Annotated in this window: 7 protein-coding genes and 2 pseudogenes; 6 read left to right on the top strand and 3 right to left on the bottom strand. The window is 53.7% G+C overall.

Translation table 11 applies throughout. From position 1 onward, the window contains the following. Positions 1-108: 108 nt before the first annotated feature. Positions 109-2,217 (bottom strand): TonB-dependent receptor, encoded by a 2,109-nt coding sequence (locus LCD46_11810; GenBank protein UOY68804.1) that lies wholly within the window; start codon positions 2,215-2,217, stop codon positions 109-111. Between the two features lie 242 nt (positions 2,218-2,459). On the opposite strand from LCD46_11810, the gene LCD46_11805 reads away from it, so the two are divergent. Further along, positions 2,460-3,521, top strand: coding sequence for a YncE family protein (locus LCD46_11805; GenBank protein UOY68803.1), 1,062 nt, complete (start codon positions 2,460-2,462; stop codon positions 3,519-3,521). Positions 3,522-3,561: 40 nt separating this feature from the next. On the opposite strand, the gene ansP is transcribed toward LCD46_11805, so the two are convergent. Then, positions 3,562-5,058 carry an L-asparagine permease gene (ansP, locus tag LCD46_11800; protein ID UOY68802.1) on the bottom strand — a complete coding sequence of 499 codons (1,497 nt, stop codon included), beginning with the start codon at positions 5,056-5,058 and terminating at the stop codon, positions 3,562-3,564. A gap of 401 nt (positions 5,059-5,459) precedes the next feature. Between ansP and LCD46_11795 the strand changes: the two are divergent. Further along, a pseudogene (locus LCD46_11795) lies at positions 5,460-5,619 on the top strand (cupin domain-containing protein). Here LCD46_11795 and LCD46_11790 read toward each other — a convergent pair. Beyond that, positions 5,616-7,151, bottom strand: a complete 1,536-nt coding sequence (locus LCD46_11790; GenBank protein UOY68801.1) for a methyl-accepting chemotaxis protein — start codon at positions 7,149-7,151, stop codon at positions 5,616-5,618. The pseudogene LCD46_11795 and the gene LCD46_11790 overlap by 4 nt on opposite strands. 487 nt (positions 7,152-7,638) lie before the next feature. Between LCD46_11790 and LCD46_11785 the strand changes: the two genes are divergently transcribed. The 4 genes and pseudogenes from LCD46_11785 to LCD46_11770 all read left to right on the top strand — a co-directional run bounded on the left by LCD46_11785 (position 7,639) and on the right by LCD46_11770 (position 12,557). Further along, the gene (locus LCD46_11785) at positions 7,639-8,640 is read left to right on the top strand and encodes an LLM class flavin-dependent oxidoreductase (protein ID UOY68800.1); all 1,002 of its coding nucleotides are present in this window, start codon (positions 7,639-7,641) and stop codon (positions 8,638-8,640) included. Continuing rightward, on the top strand, positions 8,637-9,758 hold the full coding sequence (locus LCD46_11780) for an amidohydrolase (protein ID UOY68799.1): 1,122 nt from the start codon (positions 8,637-8,639) through the stop codon (positions 9,756-9,758). Before LCD46_11785 ends, LCD46_11780 begins: the two co-directional genes overlap by 4 nt. 16 nt (positions 9,759-9,774) lie before the next feature. Continuing rightward, a pseudogene (locus LCD46_11775) lies at positions 9,775-12,038 on the top strand (NtaA/DmoA family FMN-dependent monooxygenase). 9 nt (positions 12,039-12,047) lie between these two features. After that, positions 12,048-12,557, top strand: a complete 510-nt coding sequence (locus LCD46_11770; protein ID UOY68798.1) for a GNAT family N-acetyltransferase — start codon at positions 12,048-12,050, stop codon at positions 12,555-12,557. Positions 12,558-12,566: the final 9 nt, after the last annotated feature.

Raw genomic sequence — 12,566 nt, 5'->3', positions numbered from 1 at the left:
ACACAGCGACTATATACCGTAGCTAATTATTTATTCGGTGAATAACTCCTGATGGCTTATTGCCATCAGGAGGGTTATTTCATTAATAAAATAAACTTTTCTTTTTGCTTACTCGAAGCGATAAGAGATCGACATACCTACGCCATAGTTACGCCCGGGTGCAGGCTCGTAATAACGACCATTGGATTCGTTGACAATAACCGAGCCGACGTACTCTTTGTCGAACAGGTTATCTACGCGGCCAAAGACGTCCATTCCCCAGTTACCATAGTTGAGCTTATACCCGGTATTCAGCCCAACCACGGTGTACGACGGTGCTTTCGCCGTGTTTTCGTCGTCGGCCATGATATCGCTCATGTAGCGGACATCTGAACCCGCGTACCAGCCTTCCTCCGGCTGCCAGCCAAACGAGGCATAACCCATGTTACGGGCGATACCTGGCATGCGGTTTCCATTACAGTCTGCGTCGCTGCATACGTTAGTACGGTAGGTGGCGTCCAGATAGGTCCACGCCATTTTCAGCTTCCAGTTTTCAGCAAACTGCTGGTCCAGGGAAACCTCCACCCCCTGACGACGGGTTTTACCGGCATTTTTATAGCTGGTACGGCCGCCGGAACTGGAATCGACCACGATCTCATCATCCGTGTCTGTGCGGAACAGCGCAGCCGTTAGCAGACCATTGCCGATACGGGTTTTGCTCCCCACTTCATACGTATTGTTGGTGGAAGGTTTCAGGCCAATATTCAGACCGCCCTGGTTATCTGAACGATATGAGAGTTCGTTGATTGTTGGCGTTTCGAATCCGCGCCCGGCAGCAGCATAGAGATTCCACGCGTCCGTCATGGCATATTTCACGGAGCCCGCCGGGAGCCACTTGTGATAGCTCGCGTCACCACTGTCATCCCCGTTGCCCGGCGTAATGTAATGATCGTTGGAGTCGAACCAGACCGAACTGTAACGCACACCCGCATCCACAGAGAGCTTCTGTGTCAGCTGCCAGCTGCTTTGCAGATAAGGGTCGACGTTCCACATCAGGTTACGTTCGTTACGGCGCTTGTCACCCTTCACACCGTATTCCGGCACGCCGTTATTCATCACGAAGTTTTCATACCCGCGACGATCTTCGCTCAGGTTTTCATAGTTCAGGCCGGTGGTAAGGGTCACCGGCACCAGCAGCTCGCCACGGTGCGTCCAGCGGGTATCAACGCCCTGGTAATGGCGCTGCATATCAATCACACCACCAGAGTGAGATGGCTTAAGCTGCGGTTGATAAGGTATCGACTGGTACTGCGTCATTTCACGCTCACCGGCATACATCATCACGCTAAGGTCGTCCTGGGCGCTGAGCTGGCGGTCATAGCGCAGACCGGCCTGGGTCTGTTTGATGGTCTTACGGGTGTTGTACTGATCGCCGCGCGGAGACTGGCGCGGGTCATTCCGCCACTCCTGGTAATCGAGTCCACCCGGATCGTTAGCCTTCATGTCCACGCTATTAACGATCAGCGTGAGTTTACTGACATCATCTATACGCACACCCAGTTTGGCATTGGCGAGATTCTTCCGCGCACCGCTGTGGTCACGATAGCCTTTAGTGGTGAAGCGGGTGGTGGAAACGGTGTAATCCACATCGCCTGCGTGTGTCCCGTCACCCATTGCCCCCGTGGCTTTCATGCCATAGCGCCAGGTACCGTAACTGCCGTAATAGCTGCTGGCCTCAATGGTCGGCGGCTGCTGCCCGGTCTGGGTGTTGATGTTAATCACGCCACCCGAGGCGTTGCCGTACAGGGCAGAGAAGGGGCCGCGCAGCACTTCCACAGTGTCCACACTGGAAAGATCGATGTTGGAGGTTTGCCCTTGTCCGTCAGGCATGGTGGCTGGAATACCGTCGACATACATGCGGATACCGCGTACGCCAAAGGTTGAACGGGCACCAAATCCACGCATTGACAGCTGGAGATCCTGCGCATAGTTCTGGCGGTTTTGAATTTGCAGGCCTGGAACGCTACCCAGTGATTCAGACAGGTTGATGCGTGGCGTGGCCTGACGCATATCATCGCCATTCACGACGCTCACCGCGGCTGGAGTATCGAGTTCCGATACAGTTTGCGGTGTAGCGCTGACGATCATGGTCTGTTCATCCGCACTCATCGCAGTGAGAGGCGCAACAATAACAGGAACCAGCATCAGAGATGCCTTACGGGCGGAAATGATTTTCATGAGTAAAACCGGTTGTGGTATCTAAACGAACCAAATGGAACATGTGCCTATATGTTAAAGGTTTTGTAAATGTTTTGAAAACTTTAACCGCACGTTGCGTTAATGAATGTGGGCGAGGGAAAGAAAAACTCCACATTTTGTTGATTAATGATTACTATTCTCATTATCAAAAGGCAATGCCAGGACGTTGCCTGCCGGAAGTGATGTCAGCAGAAAACCCTCTTTTCAGAAAAGGAATTGTTATGTCTTTACGTCATCTGTGCTCGCCGCGACTGAGCCTTTCTCTGCTGTCTGCTACGTTACTGTTTGCCAGCACCTTCCAGGTGCACGCCGCCGAAGAGATCCTGCGTAAAGCGGTGGGGAAAGGGGCGTATGAAATGGCGGTAAGCCAGCAGGAGAATGCGCTGTGGGTTGCGACGTCGCAAAGCCGTAAAACCGATAAGGGCGGGGTTATCTATCGCCTTGACCCGGTCACGCTGGACGTGACGCAGGCGATTCATAGCGATCTCAAACCTTTCAGTGCCACCTTTGACAAGGCGAGCCAAACGCTGTGGTTCGGTAACACCATCAACGGCGCGGTGACGGCCATTGATGCCAAAACGGGCGACGTGAAAGGGCGTCTTGTGCTCGATAATCGCCAGCGCAGTGAAACCGTCAAACCGCTGCAGCCACGCCAGCTGGTGGCTGATGACAGCACTAACACCGTCTATATCACTGGTGTGGGTAAAGAGAGCGTGATTTGGGTGGTGGATGGCGCAACGCTGAAGCTGAAAGAGACTATTGCTAATACCGGCACCTATAGCACCGGTCTGGCGCTGGATGCGCAGGCGAAACGCCTCTATACCACCAATGCCGACGGTGAGCTGGTGACGATTGATACGGCCACCAACAAAATCCTGAGTCGTAAAAAAGTGCAGGACGACGGGAAAGAGCACTTCTACCTGAATCTGAGCCTCGATACTGCCGGCCAGCGCGCGTTCCTGACCGATTCAAAACAGCCGGAAGTGCTGGTGGTGAGCCTGAAAGACGGCAGCGTGATCGAGAAAATCTCAGCACCAGAATCACTGGTCGTGCTGTTTAACCCGGCACGCAATGAAGCGTATGTGACGCACCGTGAAGCCGGTAAGGTGAGCGTGATTGACGCGAAATCTTACAACGTGACGAAAACCTTCGACACGCCGGTCTACCCGAACAGCCTGGCGCTCTCTGCGGATGGCAAAACCTTGTATGTGACGGTAAAACAGAAATCTACCCGTCAGCAGGAGGCAACCCAACCTGACGACGTAATTCGTATCACGCTGTGATGTAAAAAAAGGGAAGGCATCTGCCTTCCCTTTTTAATGATTAACGCGACGTTTCTTCAACCAGCGGCGCGTCGTGTTTTTCATCATCAGGATGAACCGGCGCGGTGCTGTGAATTTCGTGAACGCGTTTACGTACGCCAAACCAGCCAGCAATCAGCAGTACAGCCAGCAGCGGTATAGTGGCGATGGTGTAGGTGCCGTTCGGGTAATCGAACGCCATCAGTACCAGCACGCTGAACAGGAAGAGCAGGGTGAGCCAGGAGGTCACCGGCGCGCCAGGCAGCTTAAAGCTCACGTCAGCGGCTTTACCTTCTTTAATGGCTTTACGCAGACGCATCTGGCAGACCACGATAAAGGCCCAGGATGCGATAATACCAAGCGCAGCAACGTTCAGAACGATTTCGAAGACCCGGGACGGGACCAGATAGTTCAGGAATACGCCGAATACATACACTACCAGCGTCGCCAGAATACCCGCGTAAGGCACGTGCTGCTTGCTCATCTTCGACATGAACTTCGGCGCAGAACCGCCCATGGACATGGAGCGCAGGATACGACCGGTAGAATAAAGCCCGGAGTTCAGGCTGGAGAGCGCTGCGGTCAGTACCACGATGTTCATGATGCTGCCAACATAAGGCACGCCCAGCTTAGAGAAGAAGGTCACAAACGGGCTCTGACCCGCCTGATAGGCGTTCCACGGCAGTAATAGAACCAGCAGTACCACGGAACCAACGTAGAACAGACCGATACGCCAGATCACGCTGTTAATGGCTTTTGGCACCATCGTCTGCGGATCTTTACATTCACCCGCAGCAGTACCCACCAGTTCGATAGAGGCAAAGGCAAACACCACACCCTGAACCAGTACCAGCGCTGGCATCAGACCGTGCGGGAAGAATCCGCCGTTATCGGTTATCAGATGGAAGCCAGTGGCATTACCATCCAGTGGTTTACCGCTGCCGAGGAAGACAGTACCCACGATCAGGAACACGACGATGGCCAGCACTTTGACCAGTGCAAACCAGAATTCCATCTCCGCAAACCACTTCACGCCGATCATGTTCATGGTGCCGACAATGGCCAACGCGCCAAGCGCAAAGACCCACTGCGGCACATCACCAAACGCGCCCCAGTAGTGCATATACAGCGCCACGGCGGTGATATCGACAATACCGGTCATCGCCCAGTTGACGAAGTACATCCAGCCTGCAACATAGGCCGCTTTTTCACCGAGGAATTCACGGGCGTAAGAGACAAAGCTGCCGCTTGAAGGGCGATGCAATACCAGTTCGCCCAGTGCACGAAGAATAAAGAAAGAGAAGATCCCGCACACCAGATAGACCAGGGCGAGAGCTGGGCCAGCCATCTGCAAGCGAGCGCCTGCACCTAAAAACAGACCCGTTCCGATAGCGCCGCCGATGGCGATCATTTGAACCTGACGGTTGCCCATCGCTTTGTGGTAGCCATCTTCGTGGGAGTTCAACCAGCGACGTTTAGCAGCATGATGATCGGCTGCGCTTTTATTGCTTGTTTTCATTGAGTTACCTGTTTGCCTGTCTGAACCATTATCGTGATAGTCCTGCCTGGCAGAGTGCAATACAAACGATTGCTTCTGCGCAAACACATGTCGCCTTCCCAGTGATTCTACGTATGGATAAGGCGAAACATGGCGAGGCATCCTACCTGCAATTCATAAGCGACGCAAAATATAACCGTGCCGAAAGTGATGCAGGTCGAAGGAAATCGTGTGGTCAGAGCAGACGTGGATCACAAGATGCTGAATCGTGGTGATTTTTTAGACGAACCCATTAGTGACTTGATGATTTATTCATCAATATTGCTTAATGGTTGCGCAGTGAAATGAACTCATTGCAAACGCAACGCTTCAATCAGCAACGAAAAGGCGAGGGTATGCTGGCGACGGCTTGGGTAATAAAAATGATCGTGACGCAGGGTCGTGGCTGGTTACAGGAGTGGGGCAAAGAGGCTGAGCCGCTTAACCAGGGCGATGACGCACATTGCCATCGCCGAATCCGTAAACGGTAGCCCGGTAAAGTGGCTGGAAAAAGTTACTGACGGGCAGTGCCTGAACGACTAACCGCCAAAAACGGAAATTGCCTGCTGCAGGCGCGTTGTGCGCTGCGTCAGGTGATTAGCGGCCTGAGTGACATTATCCACCATCCCCGTATTGTTATGCGTCATTGCACCAATACGGGAGATGGACGCGTTGATAAGCGTCAGCGCCTGAGTCTGTTCCTGAGTGGCATGACCGATCTCCTTAATCAGGGAGGACATCTGCAGAACATTGTCGATCATGACCGTCAGCTGCGTTTCGGTTTGTTCCACCTTTTCCACACCCGCGTTCACACTGGAGACGTTTTTCTCAATAAGCGTTTTGATCTCTTTAGCCGCCGTCGCGGAGTGCTGCGCAAGGTTTCGCACTTCAGCCGCCACCACCGCAAAACCGCGCCCGGCTTCACCTGCGCGTGCCGCTTCAACGGCAGCATTTAGCGCCAGTATATTGGTCTGAAAGGCGATGCGATCGATAACGCTGATGATATCGACGATCTGACTGTTATCCTGCGAAACGGATTGCATCATGCCGATAGTCTCTTTCATCATCGCTTCACCGCAGTGGGCGCTGGCACTGGTGCGATCCGCCATCAGGATCGCTTCTTTTGCGGTTTCCGCCGTTTGCTTAACGGCACTGGCAATTTCTTCCACCGCCGCTGCGGTTTGCTGCAGAAAGTCTGCGGTCTCTTCAGAACGCGCCTGCAGATCCGCGCCCTCTTTGGCGACCTGCTGGCTGATAGTGCCAATCCCGTTAATCTGCGCCCCGACATCGTCGACCAGAGAATTCAGGTTTAAACCGGATTGGTTGACCAGACGCATCATCAGACCGATTTCATCGATCCTGTCAAAGTGGTAATACTCGGTTTTACGCCCTGAAACCACGCACTGCATCTGTTGAACAATGGATTTTACCGGCCGGGCAATTTGTGCATGAAGATAATATGCCAGGGTTACAAATAGCAGAACCAGACCGCCGAACTGTGTAAGCGTATTCGGGAATAATAAAATCAGCAAACAGGAAAGCAGGGCCGTCACTGTAATACCGAGATAGATTCTTTTGCTGGTACTGAGTCGTTTAAAAAGAGACATGAAAGAAAATAAACCGCGACGAACCAATAATCCCTTGTAAAAACGATGATGCGTTAATTCGTTATTGCGTACTTTCTCATAGAGTTTTTCACTGGCAGCGATCTCTTCGCGTGCTGGAATATTCCGCACGGAGATATAGCCTGTTAAGTTTCCATCCTGCCAGACTGGCGTCACATTAGCGCGTACCCAATAGTGATCGCCGTTCTGACGACGGTTCTTGACTAGCCCTGTCCAGGTTTCCCCCTGTTGTAGGGTAAACCACATGTCACCAAACGCCTCGGCAGGCATGTCGGGGTGGCGAATAATATTATGCGGTTCACCCATAAGGTGTTCTTCTTTATATCCGCTAGCTTCAATAAAAGCGGAATTGGCATAGGTAATATGACTTTGCGTATTGGTGGTCGACATTAACGTCGAGCCTTCGTTAAGAAAATACTCGCTTTGTGTAACGGGACTGTTACGCCTCATGAGTAACTCCATGATGATGTGAAAGAATAAAAACCGCCTGGTAAACACTCAGGCAAGATTGATGTAATTATTTTTATAGCTGTCTGCCGTGTATTCTCTATTAAATTCTGCTTGTCCGAAATACCTGGTGCTAATTATTTTTTATCTATTAAACTGAGTCAATGTAATAAAAATGAAAATAATTTCGAGCGCAGTTTCGTCATCCCCTGCAAATAAATGACATAAGCCAAATTAAAAGCGGGAGATCACCTCCGCGAGGTAAATTAAGATGTCGAAATAGCGTTTCGTTAACAGAATGAAAACGTGATGATTTGCGCGACCCTGTTGGCTCGGATGCGGGCAGAAAAGTGGTTGCACCTCAAAAGTCTTAGTCTTTGCATGGTTTTGGATATCTGATTTCCGGCAAACTAAATGTAAATTAATTGTTTCTCAGTAGTGAAATACGCCTTTAATAATGTCGCCATGTTAAGTCAAACGAGAACGCAACATGTCATGGCGAATCAGCATTCTGGATAAAAGCCCCATCGCTGAAAACGAAACCGCTGCCGATGCACTGGCGCGTACTTTGATGCTGGCGCAACAGGCAGAGAACCTGGGTTATCACCGCTTCTGGATTGCTGAACATCACAACACACCGCAGCTGGCCAGTCCCTCACCGGAGCTGCTGATTGCCTGGATCCTGGGACAAACAACGCGCATTCGAGTGGGGTCGGGCGGCGTCATGCTCCAGCACTATAGCCCGTATAAAGTTGCCGAGAATTTTAACGTTCTGGCCGCCCTGGCGCCGGATCGCGTTGATCTCGGCGTCGGAAAAGCCCCGGGTGGGCTGCCACTCTCGACCCGCGCGCTGCAGCAGGGTCTGAATCAACAGGAAAAGGGCAGCTTTGCCGAACAACTGGCTCATCTTGACCACTGGATCCGCCCAGAAAACCAGGCTGCGGAAGAGGTTGTTCGCGCAACGCCGCTACCGCCCGTACCTGCACAGGGTTTTCTGCTGGGCGCAAGTGCTGAAAGCGCGCTGCTGGCCGCAAAACTCGACTGGCACTTTGTTTTTGCCGCACACCTGAACGGTGACCCGGATCTGCTGCGCGAGGTGATCGCCACCTGGCGTGAAAACAGCGTCCGCGACGTGATAGTGGCGGTACAGGCGATTGTTGCGCCGACGCAGGCTGAAGCAGACGCGCTTGCGCAGAAGGTCGAGGTGTGGGGCGTTGAGCTGGCAAACGGCCAGCGCGTGACCGTCGCCAGCGAAGAACAGGCTTATGCCTTTGCACGTCAGGCGGGCAGCGAACCGGTACGTATTGCCCGTCGGGCCCAGTCTCTGCTGGCCGGTACGGCTGAATCAGTCCTAGAACAACTGAACGCCCTGCATGAACAGTGGGGCATTGACGAATTCATTATTGATACCCCGGTTGCGGATGGCGTTGCGCGCGTGCAGTCCCTGCGTCTGCTGGCCCAGGCGCGGCTTAACAAGGAGGTCACGGTATGAGCTTTGGCGAACAACTGATTGCCTGGCGGCGCGAGCTGCATCAGAACCCGGAATTGTCAGGTCAGGAAGTAGAAACCACCGCACGCCTGCACCAGTGGCTGACAAAGGCAGGCATAACGCCGTTGCCTTACGCGCTGCCAACCGGTCTGGTGGCGGAAATCGGGACCGGTGACAAGCTGATTGCGCTACGGGCAGATATAGACGCTTTGCCGATTGAAGAGCGCAGCGGGGTGCTGTTTAGCTCACAGCGTGCGGGCGTGATGCATGCCTGCGGGCATGATATCCACACCAGCGTGATCCTTGGGGCCGCGTTAAAACTGAAAGAGCGGGAATCCTTGCTCAACGGCCGGGTGCGAATCCTGTTTCAGCCTGCCGAAGAGAACTTCGGTGGTGCGAAAAGCCTGGTGCGGGCCGGCGCGTTGCGTGATGTCAGCGCGATTTTCGGCATGCATAACGAACCTTCGCTGTCGGTCGGCGAGTTCGCCACCCGTGGCGGGCCATTCTATGCCAACGTCGACAGATTTGTGATTCGCATAACCGGTAAAGGCGCGCATGCTGCCCGGCCACATGAAGGCAACGATGCGATTGTCCTGGCGAGTCAACTGGTGACCGCTCTGCAAAGCGTCGCCAGCCGTAACGTCAATACGCTGGATTCGGTGGTACTGAGCGTTACGCGTATTGCGGGTGGGAATACCTGGAACGTGTTGCCAGAAAGCGTCGAGCTGGAAGGCACACTGCGCACTCATCGTACGGAGGTGCAGCAGAATGTTAAAACCCGCGTGGAAGAAATCGCCGCCGGGTTTGCCAGCGCCTTCAGCGCACAGATTGATATTACCTGGTACGCCGGGCCCACCGCGCTGGTGAATGATGAACGTTGGGCAGATTTTGCCACCTCGGTCGCCCGGGAAGCGGGGTATGAGACCCGGCACGCCGAACTGCATATGGGAGGGGAAGATTTTGCCGTCTATTTGCAGCAGATCCCGGGGGCATTTGTCAGCATTGGCAGCAATAGTTCGTTTGGTTTACACCACCCGGCATTTAATCCGGATGAAGCCCTAATTGAGCCGGCTGCCCGCTATTTTGCACAGCTTGCGGAAAAAGCCCTGCAACACGTTTAATTCAGAAGAGGTAAATATGTCTGCAAACCGACAATTGCGGCTGGGGACCATTTTGCATGGTGCATCCGGGAATATGTCAGCCTGGCGCCACCCGGTGGCCACCGCTGATGCCAGTATTAATTTTGAATTTGTAAAAGCGACGGCATTAAAAGCGGAAGAGGGGAAACTCGATTTCTTATTCGTTGCCGATGGCCTTTATATCAACGAAAAATCGATCCCGCATTTTTTAAATCGTTTTGAACCGCTGACGGTATTGTCCGCGCTGGCAAGTATCACCTCACGTCTGGGGCTGGTGGGAACCTTATCCACCTTTTACAGCGAGCCCTTTACCACGGCGCGCCAGTTCGCCAGCCTTGACCACCTGAGCAACGGGCGTGCGGGCTGGAACGTGGTGACCTCGCCGCTGGAAGGTTCTGCGAAGAACTTTTCCCGCGAAAAGCACCCGGAACATACCCTGCGTTACCGGATTGCAGACGAGTATCTCGACGTGGTGAAAGGGCTCTGGGACTCCTGGGAAGGTGACGCCTTTGTACGCAATAAAGAGAGCGGTCAGTTTTTTGACCCGGCCAAACTGCATGCGCTGGATCACCACGGTGACTTCTTCCAGGTCGCCGGACCGCTGAATATTGGCCGTACACCACAAGGGCGTCCGATTGTCTTTCAGGCGGGCGCGTCGGATGACGGTAAAAGACTGGCGGCGAAACATGCCGACGCCATTTTTACCCATCACGATACGCTCGACGAGGCAAAAGCTTTTTACCGCGACGTGAAGCAGCAACTGGAAACTAACGGACGCCGCACGTCAGATCTGCATATTTTCCAGGGCGTCAGCGTGATTGTCGGAAAAGACGCCGATGATGTGGAAAACCAATATCAAACGACGGCGGCGCTGGTGTCGATTAATGATGCTTTGAACTACCTCGGGCGTTATTTCGAGCACCACGATTTCAGCCAGTATCCACTCGACGAACCGTTCCCGGATATCGGTGATTTAGGTAAAAACAGCTTCCGTAGTACTACCGATGAAATCAAACGTAATGCCCGGGAGCGCAACTTAACCCTGCGTCAGGTGGCGCTTGAGGCGGCTTCACCGCGCCCGCGTTTTTCCGGTACGCCGGAGCAGGTGGCGGACGGTCTGCAAGCCTGGTTTGAGGATTATGCGGCTGACGGATTCATCATTCAGGGCGGGACGCCGGACACCTTCCCGCGCTTTGTTGACCAGGTGGTGCCCGTTTTACAAGCCCGTGGCCTGTTCCGTACCGAATACCCGGGCACCACGCTGCGCGAAAGTCTGGGCTTAGACGAACCCCAAAACCAGTTCATAAAACAATAAAAGAGAATACCGCTATGCAGAAAAAAACGCTTATTCTGGCGCTTGCGCTGGCCTTTACCCCTGCCGTCTGGGCAGAGAATGTGAACATTAACGGTACTGGCGTCAGCATTGAGGCCAATAAAACGCCGATCAACACGACCAAAAACAGTGATGCAGTAGCAAAACTGCCTAAGGATTATCGGTTTGCCGTGCCGGGGAAATTTACCGTCGCGGTGGCAGGGCTGAATCAACCGCCGCTGACGGTGTTTTCAGATGACAACAAAACGCTGCTGGGCAGCGAGGTTGATGTCGCCCGTCTGGTGGCCGACAGCCTGGGCCTGGAGCTGAACGTGGTGCCCACCTCCTGGGAGGACTGGCCGCTGGGCGTGGCCTCCGGTAAATATGACGCGGCCATCAGCAATATCACGGTCACTAAAGCGCGCAAAGAGAAGTTTGATTTTGCCACCTACCGTAAGGATTCCCTCGGCTTCTACGTGAAATCGACCAGCCCGCTGAAGTCGATAGAGAAAGCAGAGGATATTGCCGGGCTGAAAATTATCGTCGGCTCAGGCACCAATCAGGAGGCCATCCTGCTGGCCTGGAATGACGAAAACCTCAAGAAAGGGCTCAAACCCTTTACCCCTGTCTACACCAAAGACGATGCGGCGCAAACGCTGGCACTCCAGTCAGGACGTGCGGATGCCTATTTTGGCCCGAACGTAATAGGCGCGTGGAAAGCGGCGTTAACCGGTAAAACCAAACTGGTGGGCAGCGTCGACGGTGGTTGGCCGAAGGCGGCGCACATTGCAGTGACGCTGAAAAAAGGCAGTGGCCTGGTCGAGCCGGTGCAAACCGCACTTAACGGCGTCATCAAAAACGGTGATTACGACAAAGTGCTGAACCGCTGGGGAGAAGGAGTGGAGCGTATCCCGCAATCTGAAGTAAACCCGGCGGGTCTGGGTGACTAAGGAGGGGCTATGAGCGAACAATTCCGGGATGTGTCACCAGAAGATGCGGATCTTCAACCTGTTATCGAGGGGCTGTTTGGAGAATATGCGGCCCGCTACGGTGACTACTTCTCTAAAGACGCTGAAGTGGAACTTACCGAGTGGTACTTAGCGCCGCAGGGGCTGTTCATTGTGCTGGAGCGCGATGGCGAGATTATTGCCACCGGCGCATACAAACCCTTTGACGAGCGTACCGCTGAAATTAAACGTATCTGGACAAATAAATCCCTGCGTCAGCAGGGACTTGCTGGCCGGGTAGTGGCGGAACTGGAGCGCAGGGCGGTGCTGGCCGGTTACAGCCAGATTTACCTCACCACCGGTTTTCGTCAGCCGGAGGCGGTCAGGCTCTATCTCAGCCAGGGGTACCAACCGCAGTTCGATCTCAACCGCAATCCGGAAGAGTACAGTCAGCCACCGTTTGACGGTCGGCTGCGTTTCACCAAAACGCTGGTACGCGAAGCGTTCAGTAAAACCGCATGAGGAACGACG

Origin of the sequence: Enterobacter ludwigii (assembly GCA_023023105.1) — a bacterium.
Classification (GTDB): Bacteria; Pseudomonadota; Gammaproteobacteria; order Enterobacterales; family Enterobacteriaceae; genus Enterobacter; species Enterobacter adelaidei.
This window is presented reverse-complemented; position numbering and strand designations above follow the sequence as displayed.

Bases quoted from the DNA above. Each gene is read 5' to 3' on its own strand.
- LCD46_11780 (UOY68799.1), top strand. From the start codon at position 8,637: ATGAGCTTTGGCGAACAACTGATTGCCTGGCGGCGCGAGCTGCATCAG.
- LCD46_11770 (UOY68798.1), top strand. From the start codon at position 12,048: ATGAGCGAACAATTCCGGGATGTGTCACCAGAAGATGCGGATCTTCAA.
- ansP (UOY68802.1), bottom strand. From the start codon at position 5,058: ATGAAAACAAGCAATAAAAGCGCAGCCGATCATCATGCTGCTAAACGT.
- LCD46_11790 (UOY68801.1), bottom strand. From the start codon at position 7,151: ATGAGGCGTAACAGTCCCGTTACACAAAGCGAGTATTTTCTTAACGAA.
- LCD46_11810 (UOY68804.1), bottom strand. From the start codon at position 2,217: ATGAAAATCATTTCCGCCCGTAAGGCATCTCTGATGCTGGTTCCTGTT.
- LCD46_11785 (UOY68800.1), top strand. From the start codon at position 7,639: ATGTCATGGCGAATCAGCATTCTGGATAAAAGCCCCATCGCTGAAAAC.
- LCD46_11805 (UOY68803.1), top strand. From the start codon at position 2,460: ATGTCTTTACGTCATCTGTGCTCGCCGCGACTGAGCCTTTCTCTGCTG.